Genomic DNA, 16,391 nt, shown 5'->3' on the forward strand with positions numbered 1-16,391 from the left:
ATTAGAAGGGGTAACCATATTCAAATGCGGCTTTTCTCAAGAGATAGCGACCTATCCTAAGCTGAGGGCGGTGCTTTCCGCACCAGGCTGAATCACTGGCAAGCAATGCGATCCGCTCTGCACCCCGTTGACTCCTGAGTTGACCTGAGCCAGGTGAGGAAAGGGAGACTCTTCTTGCGGGCTAACTCATCGTCTCTATAAATCTCCTTGACCTTTGATTAGAGACCTATTCTTTTGAAAAAGGCTCTTGTTGTTACTGCAGGAGCCTCTCTGTTTTTTGGAAGCAGAAAAAAGGAAAGGTTCTAGTAAAATGCGTGCAGATAACAAGTCAAATCATAAATTCACGCATTGGTTGCCATGCTTGCAATGGAGGGACTAGTCAATCCTCTATAATTGTTTGGAAGGAGTGCGCAGAGTCTTGCCGTCGGTGCGAGGAGGCTTGTCGTTCAGTAGCCTAGCCTCAGGTTCAGATAATTATAACTTCTCCCCTAAAAGATTTTGTTACATCTGCTCTTGCATATAATTGTGCCAGGTTTGGTGGCCTGGCTCTTTTTCAGAAAGGACTGGGTGAAAGTAAGTTTAATAATGGTGGCTACTTACCTAGTCGATTTAGACCACCTGTTGGCCACCCCCATGTATGACCCGGACAGGTGCGGTATAGGTTTCCATCCTTTGCATTCTTACTGGGCAATTGGCGTTTACTTTCTAATGTTATTCTATAAACCCATGCGGATAGTGGCCCTCGGTTTACTAATCCATATGGCACTTGATTATATTGACTGTTTTTAGTGAACTTGTTAAGAAGGAAGAGAAATACCAGATTGTCGCTAACTTTTTTAGGGCAAGCCTGTTCTCTTCGCAATTGGCAGTGAAAATACACGTTAGGTACAATCGCACCTTTATGTTTTATTGACAATCGAGTCTTTGATAAAAAAATTAATTAAGACCAATCATGAAATTTTTTTCAGCAATTCGCCCCATGGCTACATTTATGGTAGCCGGTTTGTTACTTACTTCTTGCACAGAGGAGGATGAAGGTTTAAAGCTACAGCCGCACGATGAGAGCAAAATGATGGCCATTATGCACACGATGATGGATGGAATGCATAGCATGTCTATGGCAGAGGACCCGGATGTAGTTTTTGCCAAGATGATGGTAATGCACCATCAGGGCGCTATCAATATGGCAAATGAAGAGTTAATGTCCGGTGACGACCCTGCTATCAAAGCCATTGCCACCAAGATAAAAGCCGATCAGCAGCAGGAAATAGCGGATCTACAAGCCTTTGTTACTTCCTATCGGCCTGACCAACCGGCCAGCAGTAAGTTCAATATGGAGCTTATGAATTCCATGGATAAATCCAGCAGGCAAAGTGATCTGCAGATTATAAATGGTGACACAGACCATGATTTCGCCCAGTTAATGATTGTGCATCACCAATCTGCCATAGAAAACGCATACGCCGTTTTAGAGCATGGGACTAGCCCAATGATCAAGGAAATGGCCCATATGATGATTGACGCGCAAATGGCTGAGATTAAGGAATTTCAGGAATGGATTTTAAAAAACCAAGGATCTGGAATGCAAGGTCATTGATTTTGTTTTAAAAATCCTATAATACTAGTATCCATTAAGGTTACTAGATACTTTTATAAGTGGAATTTTCAACCTCAATACTAGTACATATTAGTACAGCCTTTTTAATTTAAGTAAAGTGAGGGTCATAGGATTATAACAGCGGCTCGGTCAATATTTTTGTGATAAAGTCTATTCTTATCATTGGTAAGAGGAATTGTAGAGTATGTTATAGAAAAAGAATTTAACAATATCTGTCTCAGTGACAGTAAAATGGGATAATCTATTAAGGTTATCCCATTTTAATTCTCTTATTTTTATCAGTTAAAGTATTCCATATACTGTGAATAGGTGAGGTCCTATACCGCTAACATATAATTAGCTCTTGATTATTTTTGGATACACTTATTTCTCCCCAGGCCAACACTGCATCTGGGGAAATTGCAAAGCTATAATTCACATCCTTTGAATCTGTAAGTCAGCGATAAAAAGAAGATTTATTGGGCTGGGAGTTTTCCCCAAGCAACATAAAAACATGTTCTCAGATTTTCCTGACCTGCATCTCCTGCTTGTGCATTTATTATAGGCTGCCCATGCTGGGGCGGGCAGAGTTCCGCACGGACTTCACGGGACAACTGCGGTTACAGTTGGAAAGAAGGGATTTGCCGCTCAGTAACACCTTTTTCATGGACTTGAGGGCTAATACTGAAAAGGGATACAGCATGGGCGTCCGCTACATGGGGGCAAATACATCTCGCTAAGCACCAACTATGACAGTGACTATAAGCGGGGGCCGGTTTACCCTGCACTACTGATTCTCTCTGGCATTCCTGCTAGTCATGTATTGTAAATTATCAGAGATAAAATCCATATAAATAGTAATTTGCCTTTAATGAAGGTTCAGAAGAGAGAAAACACAACCTGGACTATTGTTTCATTCGTTATAGAAATAACTTACTCGCTCATGTGGCAAAAACTTTTAACCTACACATCTTTTATGCTTTTACTGGCTAGTTGCCAAAGCACTTCTACATCTACCTCGAAAGAAAGTCCCCCCCAAGGAAAGTACCGGGCGGCCATTCAACTACAGGGGAATGAAGTCCCTTTCTTTATTCAGTTTGAGGGAGAAGGAGCCAATTTAAAGGCCTACATACTTAACAGTGATGAACGCCTTGAAACAGATGTATTAATAAAAGAGGATTCCATTATTATGGATATAAACGTGTTTGATGCAAGCTTGCGTGCAAAGTATACTGATACTGTCCTTACGGGCGAGTGGGTAAAGCATTATGCAAAGAATTACAGGGCTCCCTTTAAAGCTGTACCGATCAACGGACAGCAAAGGTTTGAGCTTGAGGGCAAGCCTGCTTATAATTTTACAGGGAAATGGGAAACATATTTTAGCCTTGGCTCTGGTGAACCAAGGCCAGCGGTAGGCAATTTCCGCCAGGAGGGTAACCATATTTCCGGAAGTTTTGCATTGGCCTCAGGAGATTTCAGGTACCTGGAAGGCAATGTAAGCGACAGTACTTTTTATTTAAGCACCTTTAATGGTGAAGAGGCTAAACTTTTTATCGGGCAGCTAAACGGTTCAGGTGAGCTCATAGGAAAATACTTAAATGGTCTTACGGGCAACTATTCTTTTACAGCAAAACCGAATGAGAATTTCCGGCTGGCCAGTAAAGAAAGAAAAGTATCCACTCAAACCATTAACTTCAGCTTTCCAGACCTACAAGGCAATATAGTTTCTTTATCCGATCCGCGGTTTAAGGGCAAACCTCTTATTGTGCAAATTTTCGGTTCCTGGTGCCCAAGTTGTATGGACGAAACCAAGTATCTAGGCCAATGGTATAACGATAACAAAGAACGGATAGAAATTGTAGCACTGGCATTTGAGAAAAAAGATGATTTTCAATACGCTAAAACCAGGGTGGAAAAGTCTAAAAACAGGCTGAATGCCGATTATACCTTTCTCATTGCCGGGCATGAGAAAGATGTCAGCAAAGCCTTTCCTACCATCGATGGCCCCATATACTTCCCAACTACCTTATACATTGATAAAAACGGCCAACTACGCAAAGTGCATTCAGGTTTTAACGGACCAAGCACAGGCCCCTTGTTCGAACAATGGAAAGCAGATCACCAAGCTATTGTAGAAGAGTTGGTAAAAGAATAATTTATTTTTTTAACTAATGGTCTTTAGCTGACAGGCGCCTGTCCTCAGTCAAGGGCACCACGACCGCGTGAATGTGGGGCGTTTTCTCGTACATATGGAGCGTAAACCGCACCATTTTGGCTTTGCCGTACTCCTGGGCCACGAAATCAAAGTTGGCCTGCTGCCAGTCTTTGAAGCGTGCCGGCTCACTGGTCAGCTTCACCATGTCCTCATGGCTGCCAGTTAAAACAAGCGACAGGTATTTGACGGCATCTTTCCGGATGGCCTTTTTCCCCTGGTAACCTTCGGCAACCCGTTGGTTGATGGCCTCGGGTAGGGAGAGCTGGTGCGCTCCGTTTTTAAAAAGTGCGCTGTGCGCGTGTAGAGTTAGGTAATGTCATCGGTCAGGCAAACTAAGTCTGTTCATCGCCCCGAAAAAGAATGCCTGTCGGAGTCCTGCTGCAATTCAATACGTATTGCCTCCCTAACTTACTTGGCTACCTCGCGGCCCGATAGCTTCCGCACCCAGTTGCGCAATGCGTAAATACGGGAGTTGAGGTAGCACTCGCGGCAGTGGCTGAAGCTCCACAAGCAGTCCACCGTATCCGTGAACATGTGGAAAAGCAGGCCCACGGCGATAGTTTGCGTCGCTGGCAGCAGGAGCAGCAGCGCATACACCGGTATGGCGTAAAAGGAGTGTAGCGGGTGATAACCCACGCTGCAACGTAGTGGGTCAAAGATGGGTTTGGCCATCAGGTGGTCCAAGTCAACGAGCATCGTGGCCAACATAGTCAGGTAGGCGGTTTGCCACATCAGGGGAAAAAACACCAGCGCCAACACAACCGGGAAAACAAAATGTAGGCCATAATGCACCAGCGTTTGGGCACTTAATAGCTTGGGCGTTGAGTACTGACGTGACTCGCGCAGTGCCATCGGTCGGGCTGAACTGCTCGCGGTATCTTCGTTCGTAGCTTTTGCATGCCTGCTGCCTAGTTTGCCTGCCGGCTCTTGTTTCTCCCTAGGTGCGTGGTTGCGCGTGCTTATAACCTGGGGCCGCACTTCCACATCTACCCGCCTAGGCAGGGTGGTGGGATAATCGTGGGTGGTGACGGCCGTCGCTGTATCGAAGCGCTGTGCCGACAGCGGGGGGCGGTACCCGGCGGCGGCTGGAAACTGAGGAACCATAATGGATGACCGGCAACCGACCAGGACCAGGCCAGCTACGATGGATAGGATGACGCGCAAGGCGGACTGCCTTGGTCCGAAAGGCCGCATCATATTTAGTTCGCTGCCGTTTGCCGGCTGGTTTTGTTGCTTCCATGACAGGGGAAAGCTGCTTTCTCCGTGTCCATTTCTACCCGACCGCCTCATGGTCTACTTAACGCCCAGGCGTTCCGCTGTGTAGGCCGCTAAATTCGATACTTTGCCATCGGTCACTTGAAGCTTAATCTGGTAGAGACGTTTGGTGATTCCTGTAGGGCTTAGCGTGCGCAGAGCCGCAGTTGCTTGGTCTTTTCGTAGGTTGAAATCATTGACTAGGCGGCCAAAGAGGGCCGTTTCCTGCTCATTATAGTCTATTTCTGTCGTTTTCGGGGTTGAGTAGCTCATATGCAGTTGAATGTAAAAAACAGTTTTTACAGTTTGAGTACATCATCAAACAGTCAATCAAATCAGCTGACGTGTGAAAAAGTAGTCCAATTCATATTATGTTGTAGGGTTTGCGCAAGAAAAGAAGGGCAGCGTATACTATCATGGCATATTAGGTATGCAAATAATGAAAATTGATACTGCATCTGTTTGCCTGGAAAATGGGATCTACTAGCAAATGATCAAGATCTACTAACATAGTAGCTGTTAAAATCAGGTAAATTCTTTTCCAGGCTTGTCCAAAGAATATGATTGCATGAAGAACGAAAAGCCAAAGTGCAAGAAATAATGAATAAATGTTTGCATTTAATATTTTTCAAAGCATAATGTTTTTCGTCCATTTGTAATGAGAACCTCCTATCGGGCTGACGGGAGCCCCTTATCGGTCTCAAATTTCACTTCCCTCAGAATTCTCTCTGCTCAACATAAGGTAAATTATTGGCCCTGCCGCAACAGAGCATTGCGCCTTCGTTGCAACGGCGCGTTGACCTGGCCGTTGACTTCTGCGTTGACTAACCCTTTGACTTTTTCATTTCTGCAGGTGCTACCTACGAAGAGAATCAAGGCTAGCGTGGTCCCAGAAAACGGCCGTTTTCTGGGACAGGAGATAGGACGGATTATTACTTGGCCAATTCGTCGGGGAGTATCTCTATTTGCCATCTCACAAATCAAAATACATTTCTAGTTTCTGAGACGGGAATTTGACATCCACTACTTACTTGAAAACAACCATCATCCCTCCGCCAGCGCCTTCTTCACTTTGGAGATGGTGTAGGGCGCGGCACCGGTCAGCTTGGTGATCTCACTGTAAGACCTGCCCAATCCCAGATACTTAATAACCTCTTTGTGCTTACCCAGGAACTTCTCCCTGCTCTCCACGGAGTTGACCTTCCTGCCGGTGTGCAGGCCCTGTGCCTTTCTATTTCGGATGCCCGACTTGATGCGCTGGCTCAGTTGCTCGCTCTCCATCCGGGCAAGGTCCGCCATGATGGTGATGACCAGCTTGGTGAAGATATAGTTGGAGTCATTCTCCGCTGAGAGGGTGATGCCCAGGTTGTGGACGTGGACCGACACGCCCTTTTTCTCCAGTTCCTTCAAGAGATTGAGCACCTCGGTCGTGTTCCTGCCCAGCCGGGAGATCTCGTGGATGAGCAGATACTTCACATTCTCTCTGTCCATAAAGGCGAGCGCCTTCTGGAGTTCCTGTCGCTCGGTGATGGACTTGCTGAACCCGGAGATTTTTTCGGAGAACACCTTCACTACCTGGTACCCTGTCTCCTGCAGATCCTTCACTTGCCGCGCGGTGGTCTGCCCGCTCGTGGAGACCCTTGTGTAGATGATAGCTTTGTTTTCTTGCTTCATTTCTGGCATTTGCTAGACTTGAAGCAAATATAGGAGTGTGAATCCGCTTTCAACAGGAAATACCCAAATATTTGAAGCAGGGATTAATTTGAAGTAAAAGATACCCTGCACTTCCCCGTAAATCCTTGGGCTGAGCCATCGCATCAGGTAAATAGGAAGTCGATAGGCTGGGATGCAGGTAGCGCAGGTGAACTCTGACGTTTAAGATTAAAAAAGAGGGATGCCACCTCCCCGAAATGGCATCCCTTGGTGGGCGATTGCGACCGCCCAAACGTGAAAAGCGGTGGGTCATGGGAAGGGTTGACTAGGCCCTGCCAATCTCTTCCGCCGCCCTAATCTACTAAAATTTAACCACCGGCCTTCTTCTCCGTCTGTATCAGCCCGCTTTGGTGAGGCAGGAGTTAGTAGACGCTTAAGTATGCAAGAGTCCAATCGTTTAAATACGTATTGCCTGCCATTGGATATAGTTGCAACTTCGCTTTATGATACTCTTCCAGAACCGTCTGATTTCCCTTGACTACGACCCAAGCACGGACGTGCTGTCCGTTGACTGGCCGAGCGTGAGCGCGTATGACCTGCTGGAGGTGGAGCAGTCGCTAAACACGCTTGTGGAGTACATCCGGAACTATGACGTGAAGCGGCTCCTGATTGACAGCACCAAGGCCGCCATCTCCCCAGAACTGGACATGGTGAAGTACCAGGCCATAGTGACTGAGTTCGCCTACAGACTCATAAAGACCCGACTGAGGAAGTCCGCGAGGATTATGCATGCTGACCTGGTGAGGGAGACAATCTCCCGGGAGATTGGTGAGCAGGTCTCCAAGAAGGCGAACTTGACAGTGGAGAACCGCAACTTCGCTAACAGAGCAGAGGCCCTGGCCTGGCTAACCGCCTAGGCTTAATTGCGTATAAGGCAGTGTGCCAACTAGAGGGACTGTGCCGGCGTGGGTTCCCTGAACTGTCCCCATGCGTGGGCAGTCCCTCGATTTTTCAGCCTGCTTGGGTAAAAAGCATTTCGTTTCTTTGGGTCATTCCTGTGACCAGAATACAACTCTTCAAGTGGTTTCGAACCGTTCCCTCTGCAACCTGTCTAATTCTGAACTACCTCCAAACCTGGGAATAGGTTTCCTCCATTATTACTGCCTATTTCAGCATTTGCTTAAATACTGAAACAAGTCTACCTTTGCAGAATGGAAGACATCACATGTATCCGCCAGACGACGGATATTCCCCAGATAGAACGCTGCAGAGACAGGGTCGGAGCCTTGGACGGTTCCTTTGCCCACGTCGCCAATGGCCTGGAGATGGCGGGGAACCCTGTGAGGCTGAAGATTCTGTTCCTTCTTTCCGAGGAGCAGGGGCTTTGTGTGTGTGACCTGAGCGATATTCTGGGAATCAGCGTCTCAGCGGTGTCACAGCACCTGAGGAAGATGAAAGACCGGAGCCTTATAAGGGCTGCCAAGGAAGGACAGACTATCTACTATTCCCTTTCTCCGGAGTACGGGGAAGTGTTGCGGCCGTTCTTCCTGACAGTCACTGAAAGCGAGGAACTGGAGAAGGTATGAAAGCAGAGAGCAGATTAGCCGGAACCGGCCTCATGGCTGCGCTAGCGGCCTCCATGTGCTGTATCACACCCCTTCTGGCCCTAGTGGCCGGAACCAGTGGCATAGCCTCCTCCTTCGCTTGGCTGGGGCCGTTGCGCCCTTGGCTAGTGGGACTGACAATAGCGGTGCTTGCGTATGCCTGGTACCAGCGGTTGAAGAGGCGTCCCCAGGATGACTGTAATTGTGAACCAGAAGAAAAACCCAGATTTATGCAGAGCAAGACCTTCCTTACCATAGTAACCGCGTTCGCGCTTTTGATGCTCACTTTCCCAAACTACGCCAGCGTGTTCAACAGAGAACCGGCAGGCCAGAACAGTCCTGCCAAAGTACAGGGGAAGCCAAAGAATAAGACGGTGGCGGAGTTCACCATCACCGGCATGACGTGTGCCGCCTGTGAGGGCCATGTGGCCAGCGAGGTAAACAAAGTGCCTGGAATTTTGGGCTTGACCGTTTCTTACGCCAACTCCAATGCCGTTGTGGAGTTTGATAAGTCAAAAACTACGGTTGAAGAGGTACAAAAAGCCATAAAGGCAACAGGTTATAAGGTCACTGAAACCAAGGTCAGGAACTAATGGAGATTCTTACCGCCTCCACCATCACCTGCCCTGAGTGCGGCTATTCCAAAGAAGAAGAAATGCCGACCAATGCCTGTCAATACTTCTATGAGTGCGAGAACTGTAAGACCGTATTGAAGCCCTTGCAGGGTGACTGCTGTGTTTTCTGCAGTTATGGAACCGTGGCCTGCCCACCTATCCAGCAGAGCAAGCCGTGCTGCGCCTAGGCTGGTAGGCGTGCTAAACAAATAGTGAATGTTGACATAACACAGCCAGTGCCTCCTCTGCCTCCAGAGGCTTCCTAGTCCCTGGGAGGATTCTGGAGCCATCGGTGAAAACAAGCTGAATTCCCCTGTTTCCGGAAATGTTGTAGGCCTTTCCCTTCCCGAAGATATCGTAATATTAATCTATCTGTAGCCCTAGTAAAGGGATCGAAACAATCAAATTAACATAATGTAATTTATAGAGCAGAGTTTAAACGCTTTAGAAAACTGCTCATACTGTATAAAATCGCATTGCCTCTGCCTAGCCCATAGCTACTGACTGCGTACTCATATTAGACCCTTCCAGTCTTAAGAAGCCTTGCTGGTGGCTACCAATAGAACCAAGCATTGAAGATCCATCAACATGCACTCAACATTCCAAACAAATTAGTCACCTTACGATCACTGCGAAGGCGAAATACGGATCAGGTTAGCAACCTAAGCCTCCAAAGTATACCCCGCCCTGCTAGCGAGGGAATTAAGTCTGCCATTTTTAGCAAATGGCTAATATAAAAGGCATTTTTCTTAGAAATATGGGTTATTTTCCGGATATTAGAGTATCAAAATCCGATGCCATGGTTAGAATAGACTGACACGGTGGCTGATAACACTCCATTGCAAACTGTACAATGTCAGGCAAAGCATGACAAAACAGGTAAAGATGGAGAATGTTTATATTTTTTTGGACGGGCCTGGCGTTTGGCCCGCCATTTGCTAAAAACTGAAAAAGGCCAACATCCCCATATTCTCTATGGTATGCCGGCCTTGAACGGGTCAGAATCTTGCAGGATTCTGCTTAGAATGGATGCACCTCCAATCGGAACGCAAAGGTACGCTAAAAGTTGCCTTATGCAACACCCCTCTGGAATCCCTTCTATGGCCTAGCCAGCCTGCCCTCCCGGCTAAACTAAACGTCCAAAGGTTGAGGCCCTCATCCCCTCAGGTAGAATATCTGCGCCTCTTTCAAGTCAGATACTGAACGAAAGTAAATGACTATGGCAGGATAGCTACGAACCCCCACCCACATCATAAGGGCATCTGCGCCCAAGTCGGCACAGGCCCCACCCCGAAAAGGAAGGATACCTCCCTTCAGGCACGCGTGTGCCTTTTGCCCGGCAACTTAGCCGGTGTAAAGGGAAAGGTACGCCTTTTCGGTAACCTCCTCGGCAGCGCATGCACCAGCGGTATTCCCCAGCCCCATTCTTGGCCAGGGGACGCATGCGCCAGGCATGGCCGTTTGATATAGCATTTTTAATCATTCAGAATCAAAAACCATATAGATATGGCTACTAACAAACCCGCCGGAGACGGCCACAGAAACGGGGCGGTGAGACAGCGCTCCCAAACCTTCAACCCGCAGAACGAGCGCTGGGTCAAGAGGGACACCAACACGGGTCAATTCATGGACCAGAAATCGGACGGTACCCCCTTTAAGGGGGTGAGGAAGGAGAAATAGTAGAGGCCTAAAAGGTTGTAAATGCCCTTAAAAGTCTTTATCCCATACAATAATTCAAAACTAGGGCGGATGGGTCTTTCAAGGCACGTCCACCCTTAACCTTAATTAAATTTTTATGTCCACATATAAAAACGAACACCTTCAATTAGTGCTCGATACGCACAACATTAACCGCGATGAGGAGAAAGGCCTCCTGGATAAGTACAAAACTAAGCGGGACAAAGTAAAAGATGCCCTTTACGAAGAGTATGGCAGTGATATAGTAAAGATTATAAACTCAGGATCCTACAGCAAGTGCACTGCCATCAACACAAAGTTTGACCTTGACCTATGTGTTCACTTCAAAAGAGATAGGTTCAACACTCTAAAAGAAATGCATGACTCCGTTTACAATTTCTTGAACTCCAACTACAAAAAAGAAGACGATGACCTGGTGAAAGTCAGAAAGCAGAAAGTGTCTGTCGGATTGAAGTTCAGTGTGGACGGCGAAGACGTGCTTTTCGATGTGACACCCGGGCGCAAGCTGGCCTCAGAATCCACCTCTGACGAGAACGACATTAAGCTCTATCTGAACTTGGAAGATGATCCCAGTTCTAAGAAAACGAATATCCATAAGCAGCTTGACAAGATTACTGGGAGGACAAACGAGAGAGACACCATCAAATTAATCAAGGTGTGGAAGTTCAACCATGATTTCGATTTAAAATCATTCCTGGTTGAATTATTAACTATGGAGGCATTCGATAAGGCAGAAGAGGTACCTAGGGGTCTATGGGCTAGGCTGAAGATGGCTTTGGAATTCATCAGGGACAATATAAAGACGATCTCACTTAAGGATCCCGGGAACTCCAGCAACAATGTCTCAGACAGTTTAACCACAGAGGCGAAAGAAGAATTGAGGGAGGAATTGGAGGAAATGCTGGAGAAGATTGAGAAGGACGAGAAGAAGATAGAGTACTATTTCCCTGCTAACCCTAAGTATCCCAAAGAGGAGGTAAAAAAGAGCAACTCACAATACGAGAGAAAAAGCGAGGCTACCACGAAGCTTCCCCCCACATCTTATGCATAAGAATGACACAGATTTCTACAATGACTTTTTTGCAGGATTAGAAGGATGCCAGCTGGAGGAGAAATTCAAGTCCTTTGAAGGGGATCCATTTTACCATGGCCGTATCAATATTGGTACGGCCAAAGGCCCTTTAGTCTTCGAGGTTCTCCTTCCGGAGGACTATCCTTTCGGCGAGGCCCACTTCTACTGTAGGACAATCAAAGGATATAGCCATCAAAGTCAGTCTATTGGAGAAACTCTGGGGGGAAGCGCCTGCCTAAACACGCCTTTCGTGGACCACCTGCACACTAGGCTCACTTTGGAGGTGGAAAAGCTGTACCGGTGGATAGAAGATTTCTATGTCAATGACACAGCGCAGGATTACGAGTACCCTGCCTTCCACGCACAGGGCAGGGCTCACCTGCTTTTCTCGGAGACGGCAGAGGATCTAACGGCTGGTAGATTCGGAGAAAGTCTGTTCGGAGCAATGACCTACACAGTTCTCAGTCAACAACCAGCACCTGGTGGCAGAGGCAAGAACTTCACGCTCCTTGCGCAAAGGCTGGGGGGAATCGAAACCCGTTGGTCAGAGACCTACAAGGCAGGTGAACGATATAAAGGGGTATGGGCTCTTCTTGAAAAGGAGCCGGTAGTGAGGCATCGGCTAAAGATGGATACCTGGGAACAGCTTCACGATCTGCTTCCGCATTCCTTCTCTGATTATTTTCTTGAGTTCTGCCAGAGGAATGCGAAATACACCTTTGGGCCTGATGGACTCAGGGACAACATACTTCTGGCCTTGGGGTACAAGATTCCCACCCTAGACGGCAAAGAGGAAGTGCATTGGGATCTTGTATTGGTTCCAGCTTCGGAATTCAGGCGAGCGGATTTAAGGCGGCGGCCAAGACATATCAGGAACCTTAAAGGGCCTGTATTATGGGATGAGTCAACTAACTCTAGCTACAATAGATTTTTCGGCCGCGGGATGCTAAACAGCTCCCTGATATCCAAAAATATTCTGGTCATAGGAACGGGGGCCATTGGGAGCTCATTGGCGGAGATGCTGGTTCGCGGGGGCGCCATCAGTATTACCCTGGCTGACAGCGACAAGACTGAGCCAGGCAATGTCTGCAGGAGCAAATTGACTTTCCGCTGGACGAACATGCCAAAGACCTACAATTTAAGGGCAAGCCTCCTTGAGATCTCCCCATTCGTCGAATTAAAAACAATCGGGGCAATTTTCCCAACGGCGCCCAAAGGACGCAGCTACCAAAATACGGTAGCTGCTTTAAACCAGTATGACCTGATATTTGATTGCTCTGCCGATAACCAGGTGCTGCAGATGCTTTCCTATGGCAATGTCATTGCCCCTGTGATTAGCCTCTCTATCACAAACAGGGCCAAGCAATTGCTGTGTCTGTCATCGTGGGATAGCCCCCGCTTGATTGAGATGAAGTCAATGCTCATGAGCTGGCTACAGGCAGACCACTACCCTAATTTTAAACCTGGCACTGGTTGCTGGCACTTCACATTTGAGGCCAGTAACATTGAGGTAAATGCACTTCTCAACAAAGCCCTTGTGTCAATTAATGCATCAATAACTGATAGGCAGAAACCTGAAACCTTCGTTCTTTCCGCAGAAACAAATTCGCCCAATAGCAAGTTGTCCTTCAAAAAATATGTACAGGCGGAGACTGGCCTTAGGCTGAGGGTGTCTTCGAGAGCAGTTGAAACAATCTTATCCAGTTCCTATTCCCACTTCCCAAACGAGTACGGAGGGTTGCTGATGGGCACGTACTCAGAAGACCTTTCGGAGGCAATGGTGCTTGACGTGGTTCTTCCGTCCAAATTCAAAAGCACGCCCGTCTCCTTTACCCCTGACACAGACGACCTCAATGAGAGGCTGATTAGGTTTGTAAGGGATAATGGCAAGACCGCAGAGTACCTAGGAGAATGGCACTCCCACCCTAACGGTAGCGGCCAGTACTCGCCAAAGGACCTTGCGTCATTAAAAGATATCGCTGAGTCTGCGACTGTCGCATTAAAGAACCCTATCCTCTTGATTGCATCAGGGCAGAAAGGTAAAATGAAGCTAAATTTCTACTTGTTCATCGAGAACAAACTTTATAAATTCTCACCCTGTGACTGATGTGTTAATAGTTATTAAAGACTAAAATAAATTTAAATGAAGAATCTATTCCTTTTTATTACCCTAACCATGTTCAGTATCTCTGTTCACGCGAAGGAGCCCAATGTTCCTCTTAGTGATCGAGTACAGCAGTTAGAAATTTACAACCAAGAGATTCTCCAGAAGAAAGTGGAGAATTTAGAAAAAGAAATTAACCTAGGACTGCAGAAGAAGCAACAGGAACTTGATAAGAAATTTACGGAAAAGGAAAATGAAATAGATGATAAACTTGCGCTCCTTAATACTTTAGCGATAGTTTCAGGATTCTTATTAGCCGCTGGAATAATAAATTTGGTTTATCAGTTTGGCTGGGGCTTGAAGAAACTCGCAGAAAAAACATTGAAGGAAAAGCTTCAAACTCATCTGTTTGAGAATACACAGTCCCTGATGGATCTTGTGAACAATCAAAGAGCTGAAAGTAAAGTAAAGAAAGAAAAGCTGATTAGGGTGGTCAGTGGGTCTGAAGAGGAAACCGAGATCATGAGGTCCTTGCTCCAGCGCATGGGCTTCAAGAAGGTCGAGTGTGCTACTGTTGAAGTCTATATACCCTTCCCTACGTCCGACCTTCTCATATTCTGCAATTTCAAGAAGGGCTTAAGCGCTGAAATGATTATTAACTATTTAGAAGATAGCAATCAGGATGATGTGTTTGTCTACTACGGCGGGCGGATCGACCTTCCTGCAGACAGCATTCATTATCAAGAAAAGCTTAATTATGCCAATACCAGGTTTACAGTCTATCACCAGATAATCAACACATTGATTTTTAAGGATATTCTTAAGGAGCAGATGCAAGAGGTGTAATTTATAATTTAAGCCTTCCCTTATCTTCTCCTAGGGATGTAAAGTTCTCGGAGAAAATAAGGGTAAAACAGTTGTTCAAACAGAAAAGTATAGTTTAAAATCGCCTACTGATTTAGTCAATTGTGATAAGAATTGTGATGAGAGTGTGATTTAATCATCAAGCCATATGACATGGTCAATTAAAAGAAATGTACGCTTATGTGCGCAGTAAAGAAAAAAGGTCTGTAAGTTGTTGTATTACAGGTCTTTATAAATTTAACTGTGGTCGCGTAGGAACTGCCTTCTTTTAAAGAAAGGCACAGTGGCATTTACGGAGACTTTTGATTTGGTAACACAATGGTATGACTGCCCTGTCTTGACAGTTTATAATGCTAAATGATTCTCTTCTGGCATTTTTACGGGCAAAATGAATTTCGTATGAGATCCATTAAGGCCCAAGCTAAATGTTGCTTATAACGATTATAGTTGCTAAAAAGATGGTCCCTGTGATATAAAAGCTGCAGCCTCCAGCATTCCGGTTCCCTCTAACTTACTACGCAGTTCCGCAGCCTTCAAAAGTCCAGCTACCTCAGCAGTGAAGAAGCGCTTTCTTTCCTCGGGAAAGGTATAATACGGGATTCCTACATGGGCCATCAGTCTTTTCCTATAGCTAAGCTCAACGGCCCATGCTTCCCGCTCATACTTGAAGGGATGGTCTATGACTGCTAGCACATTGCTGCCGTGATCGGCAATCGCGAAAGAGAAACGAGTACGGTAAAAAAGCTCCAACTCTTTGGCGTCTATGGAGAAAGACTGTGAAATCTCCTCGTCGATGAAGGCAGCCGGGCTTATAGAGGGGTACACATTTGGGAATATCGAGCTAAGTTTCTCGTAGATCTCTTCTCTTCCTATAGGGACAATAGGTCTGAGGTAGTGCTGACTTCTGTTGTAAAGTGCCCTTATGATGGGGGCGTTCTCCATTACCTCTCGGCTACATCCCGTGCACATTACGTGATATCCGTTATAGGTATACTGAAGTCGCTCCAGCTCCTCCCTATCTTTTAGTGGGAAGGAGGTCTGGCAAACGGCGCATCTGGCGGATGCGGCGCTGGAGCTCCTAACTGCCTCCAAGACCTGATCGGTTGTCTTCCCGCTTATCTCGGCTATCTGCTCGATTGGGTATATGGGCCCTAGGCTCCTGCTGCCCTCGGGCCAGAAGGTCCAGTATAATAGGCTCAGGGCATTGTGCCCGGTCTCAGAGAAATAGTGGATGTCGCAGTTAGGGTTCATGTGAGGAGTGGTTTCTGACTCAGGCAAATCTACCCTTCATACCCTTTAATGACAAGTATGTCATTAAAATAAAACTGCGGTTTCGCCAGCTTGCCGCAAGGAATGGCAAGACTGAGAAACCAACGGCTTATGGACGCGGCGGCGGCGCGGATAAAGCAGCTGCGCGAGGCGAAGGGCGTGACCTTGGAGGTGGTCTTCCACGACACAGGCATCCACCTGGCTCGACTAGAGGCTGGCAGGGCTAACGTGACGCTCAGCACCCTTGAGGCGGTCTGCCAATATCTAGGTGTTAGCCTTGCCGAGTTCTTCTCGCAGGGCTTTGAAGATCTGCGAGAAGGACTCGGGTGACTATAAAAACCAGGGGTAAAAAGTTGCTTAAAGGAAGAATATTAGACTCCTGAATCGAAACTACTACTATTGAAAAATTTCTCTAAAGAGTCTAAATCTTGAAGCAGAAAGTTCGAT

At 46.7% G+C, this 16,391-nt stretch carries 17 protein-coding genes and 1 pseudogene; 12 read left to right on the forward strand and 6 right to left on the reverse strand.

Annotated features, from left to right (window positions below; translation table 11 throughout):
* Positions 1–498: 498 nt before the first annotated feature.
* From ABD880_RS14140 to ABD880_RS14150, 3 genes are all read left to right on the forward strand, one after another.
* Entirely contained in the window at positions 499–789 is a 291-nt protein-coding gene (locus ABD880_RS14140; RefSeq protein ID WP_345167376.1) for a DUF6122 family protein, read from the forward strand.
* 163 nt (positions 790–952) lie between these two features.
* The gene (locus ABD880_RS14145) at positions 953–1,597 is read left to right on the forward strand and encodes a DUF305 domain-containing protein (RefSeq protein ID WP_345167378.1); all 645 of its coding nucleotides are present in this window, start codon (positions 953–955) and stop codon (positions 1,595–1,597) included.
* Positions 1,598–2,540: 943 nt separating this feature from the next.
* Positions 2,541–3,752, forward strand: coding sequence for a peroxiredoxin family protein (locus ABD880_RS14150; RefSeq protein WP_345167380.1), 1,212 nt, complete (start codon positions 2,541–2,543; stop codon positions 3,750–3,752).
* Between the two features lie 13 nt (positions 3,753–3,765).
* Here the strand turns inward: ABD880_RS14150 and mobV are convergent.
* The 5 genes and pseudogenes from mobV to ABD880_RS14170 form a co-directional block, all read right to left on the reverse strand.
* Positions 3,766–4,086: pseudogene (gene mobV, locus ABD880_RS14155) on the reverse strand (MobV family relaxase); the annotation flags it as partial.
* Positions 4,087–4,220: 134 nt separating this feature from the next.
* On the reverse strand, positions 4,221–5,102 hold the full coding sequence (locus ABD880_RS14160) for a DUF6122 family protein (protein WP_345167382.1): 882 nt from the start codon (positions 5,100–5,102) through the stop codon (positions 4,221–4,223).
* A 3-nt stretch (positions 5,103–5,105) separates the two neighbouring features.
* The gene (locus ABD880_RS14165) at positions 5,106–5,339 is read right to left on the reverse strand and encodes a hypothetical protein (protein ID WP_345167383.1); all 234 of its coding nucleotides are present in this window, start codon (positions 5,337–5,339) and stop codon (positions 5,106–5,108) included.
* A gap of 151 nt (positions 5,340–5,490) precedes the next feature.
* Positions 5,491–5,691: a DUF6122 family protein gene (locus tag ABD880_RS19125; protein WP_425575839.1), complete on the reverse strand. Its 201-nt coding sequence runs from the start codon at positions 5,689–5,691 to the stop codon at positions 5,491–5,493.
* Positions 5,692–6,110: 419 nt separating this feature from the next.
* Positions 6,111–6,740 (reverse strand): recombinase family protein, encoded by a 630-nt coding sequence (locus ABD880_RS14170; protein ID WP_345167385.1) that lies wholly within the window; start codon positions 6,738–6,740, stop codon positions 6,111–6,113.
* A 482-nt stretch (positions 6,741–7,222) separates the two neighbouring features.
* Here ABD880_RS14170 and ABD880_RS14175 point away from each other — a divergent pair, with 482 nt between their 5' ends.
* From ABD880_RS14175 to ABD880_RS14210, 8 genes are all read left to right on the forward strand, one after another.
* Positions 7,223–7,636, forward strand: coding sequence for a hypothetical protein (locus tag ABD880_RS14175; protein WP_345167386.1), 414 nt, complete (start codon positions 7,223–7,225; stop codon positions 7,634–7,636).
* Positions 7,637–7,930: 294 nt separating this feature from the next.
* Positions 7,931–8,305 (forward strand): ArsR/SmtB family transcription factor, encoded by a 375-nt coding sequence (locus ABD880_RS14180; RefSeq protein ID WP_345167387.1) that lies wholly within the window; start codon positions 7,931–7,933, stop codon positions 8,303–8,305.
* Positions 8,302–8,916: a mercuric transport protein MerTP gene (merTP, locus tag ABD880_RS14185; protein ID WP_345167389.1), complete on the forward strand. Its 615-nt coding sequence runs from the start codon at positions 8,302–8,304 to the stop codon at positions 8,914–8,916. The genes ABD880_RS14180 and merTP overlap by 4 nt, the downstream gene beginning before the upstream one ends.
* Complete coding sequence (locus tag ABD880_RS14190; RefSeq protein WP_345167390.1) at positions 8,916–9,125, forward strand: GDCCVxC domain-containing (seleno)protein; 210 nt, start codon at positions 8,916–8,918, stop codon at positions 9,123–9,125. Before merTP ends, ABD880_RS14190 begins: the two co-directional genes overlap by 1 nt.
* Positions 9,126–10,443: 1,318 nt before the next feature.
* Positions 10,444–10,617: a hypothetical protein gene (locus ABD880_RS14195; protein WP_345167392.1), complete on the forward strand. Its 174-nt coding sequence runs from the start codon at positions 10,444–10,446 to the stop codon at positions 10,615–10,617.
* A 115-nt stretch (positions 10,618–10,732) separates the two neighbouring features.
* Complete coding sequence (locus tag ABD880_RS14200; protein ID WP_066506816.1) at positions 10,733–11,686, forward strand: nucleotidyltransferase family protein; 954 nt, start codon at positions 10,733–10,735, stop codon at positions 11,684–11,686.
* On the forward strand, positions 11,679–13,814 hold the full coding sequence (locus tag ABD880_RS14205) for a ThiF family adenylyltransferase (RefSeq protein WP_345167393.1): 2,136 nt from the start codon (positions 11,679–11,681) through the stop codon (positions 13,812–13,814). Before ABD880_RS14200 ends, ABD880_RS14205 begins: the two co-directional genes overlap by 8 nt.
* Positions 13,815–13,883: 69 nt before the next feature.
* Entirely contained in the window at positions 13,884–14,657 is a 774-nt protein-coding gene (locus tag ABD880_RS14210) for an NARF domain-containing protein (RefSeq protein WP_157600560.1), read from the forward strand.
* Positions 14,658–15,125: 468 nt separating this feature from the next.
* Here ABD880_RS14210 and ABD880_RS14215 read toward each other — a convergent pair whose 3' ends face one another.
* Positions 15,126–15,926 carry a hypothetical protein gene (locus ABD880_RS14215; RefSeq protein WP_345167398.1) on the reverse strand — a complete coding sequence of 267 codons (801 nt, stop codon included), beginning with the start codon at positions 15,924–15,926 and terminating at the stop codon, positions 15,126–15,128.
* Between the two features lie 129 nt (positions 15,927–16,055).
* Here ABD880_RS14215 and ABD880_RS14220 point away from each other — a divergent pair, with 129 nt between their 5' ends.
* Entirely contained in the window at positions 16,056–16,274 is a 219-nt protein-coding gene (locus ABD880_RS14220; RefSeq protein WP_345167399.1) for a helix-turn-helix domain-containing protein, read from the forward strand.
* Positions 16,275–16,391 lie beyond the last annotated feature (117 nt).

The sequence above is a fragment of the Nibribacter koreensis genome, assembly GCF_039541795.1.
GTDB classification, from domain to species: domain Bacteria; phylum Bacteroidota; class Bacteroidia; order Cytophagales; family Hymenobacteraceae; genus Nibribacter; species Nibribacter koreensis.

Coding starts and splice junctions, on each gene's coding strand:
- ABD880_RS14210 (WP_157600560.1), top strand. CDS start 13,884: ATGTTCAGTATCTCTGTTCACGCGAAGGAGCCCAATGTTCCTCTTAGT.
- ABD880_RS14220 (WP_345167399.1), top strand. CDS start 16,056: ATGGACGCGGCGGCGGCGCGGATAAAGCAGCTGCGCGAGGCGAAGGGC.
- ABD880_RS14205 (WP_345167393.1), top strand. CDS start 11,679: ATGCATAAGAATGACACAGATTTCTACAATGACTTTTTTGCAGGATTA.
- ABD880_RS14170 (WP_345167385.1), bottom strand. CDS start 6,740: ATGAAGCAAGAAAACAAAGCTATCATCTACACAAGGGTCTCCACGAGC.
- ABD880_RS14200 (WP_066506816.1), top strand. CDS start 10,733: ATGTCCACATATAAAAACGAACACCTTCAATTAGTGCTCGATACGCAC.
- ABD880_RS14215 (WP_345167398.1), bottom strand. CDS start 15,926: ATGAACCCTAACTGCGACATCCACTATTTCTCTGAGACCGGGCACAAT.
- ABD880_RS14160 (WP_345167382.1), bottom strand. CDS start 5,102: ATGAGGCGGTCGGGTAGAAATGGACACGGAGAAAGCAGCTTTCCCCTG.
- ABD880_RS14195 (WP_345167392.1), top strand. CDS start 10,444: ATGGCTACTAACAAACCCGCCGGAGACGGCCACAGAAACGGGGCGGTG.
- ABD880_RS14150 (WP_345167380.1), top strand. CDS start 2,541: ATGTGGCAAAAACTTTTAACCTACACATCTTTTATGCTTTTACTGGCT.
- ABD880_RS14165 (WP_345167383.1), bottom strand. CDS start 5,339: ATGAGCTACTCAACCCCGAAAACGACAGAAATAGACTATAATGAGCAG.
- ABD880_RS14145 (WP_345167378.1), top strand. CDS start 953: ATGAAATTTTTTTCAGCAATTCGCCCCATGGCTACATTTATGGTAGCC.
- merTP (WP_345167389.1), top strand. CDS start 8,302: ATGAAAGCAGAGAGCAGATTAGCCGGAACCGGCCTCATGGCTGCGCTA.
- ABD880_RS14180 (WP_345167387.1), top strand. CDS start 7,931: ATGGAAGACATCACATGTATCCGCCAGACGACGGATATTCCCCAGATA.
- ABD880_RS14190 (WP_345167390.1), top strand. CDS start 8,916: ATGGAGATTCTTACCGCCTCCACCATCACCTGCCCTGAGTGCGGCTAT.
- ABD880_RS14175 (WP_345167386.1), top strand. CDS start 7,223: ATGATACTCTTCCAGAACCGTCTGATTTCCCTTGACTACGACCCAAGC.